At 51.2% G+C, this 940-nt stretch carries 1 protein-coding gene and 1 pseudogene; both read left to right on the top strand.

The window, feature by feature from the left end:
* Window positions 1–326, top strand: a pseudogene (locus tag DXB44_RS14325) (relaxase); the annotation flags it as partial.
* Between the two features lie 12 nt (window positions 327–338).
* Window positions 339–940 (top strand): hypothetical protein (locus DXB44_RS14320; RefSeq protein WP_118659100.1); only part of this gene is annotated, 602 nt, incomplete at its 3' end.

Raw genomic sequence — 940 nt, 5'->3', positions numbered from 1 at the left:
TGCGCTATCAGGTCGCAGCCTACACCAGCACCAAGAACATCACACAGCAGTTAAAGACCGCCAAGCGACCCGCAGCCTTTGAGGAGCAGCACCGTGCAGAGCTGACAGCATACCGGGTGGCAGCAGCCTATTTCAAGGCAAACGACATCACCAAGCTGCCCAGCCTGAAAAAGCTGGAAGTCGAGTATGCGCAGCTGGCATCCGAAAAGGCAAAGTTCTACGAGCAGTACAAGGAAGCTAAAGAGGAACTGCTCAAACTGAAAACCGCAAAGCAGAATGTTGCGTCCTTTTTCCGGGAGGAAGAACAGACGCAGCAGGAGAGATAAAGGAGTGTGCGTATGATCAATCTGAAAATCGACCCGGAGTTTCAGTCTCAGATTCCCCCTCTGACCGATGATGAATTTAAGCAGCTTGAAGAAAATATCTTGAAAGAAGGCAAGCTGATTTCTCCTTTGATTGTCTGGGGTAATACCCTTGTTGACGGCCACAATCGTTATGAAATCGTTCAGGAGCATCCCGAAATCTCTTTCTCCACCATGCCGCTCCCGTTTGAAAGCAGAGAAGAAGTCCTCGCATGGATCTGCAAGAATCAGTTGGGGCGGCGTAATCTGACCCCGGAGCAGAAGAAGTTCCTCATTGGAAAACAGTACAGTGTGGAGCATCGGAAGCCCGGTGGAAACGGCAACAACCAGCACACGGCTGCTGCCAAGAAAACCGCCCCGGAGGAATTGTGTCAATTTGACACAATTCCTCCCACTGCCACAGAAGCAAGCGTTCGTAAGCAGATTGCAGAGCGGAACAATGTCAGCGAATCCTACGTTGCCCGTTCTGAAAAGTTCATGCGGGGCGTAGAGATCATGGAGCAGATGATGCCCGGTACAAAAGAAAAGATCCTGTCCGGGCAATTCAAAGTCCGTGATGCCGATATGCACCGCCTCGC

It is taken from the genome of Faecalibacterium sp. OM04-11BH (assembly GCF_003482185.1).
In the GTDB taxonomy this organism is placed as follows: domain Bacteria; phylum Bacillota; class Clostridia; order Oscillospirales; family Ruminococcaceae; genus Faecalibacterium; species Faecalibacterium tardum.
This window is presented reverse-complemented; position numbering and strand designations above follow the sequence as displayed.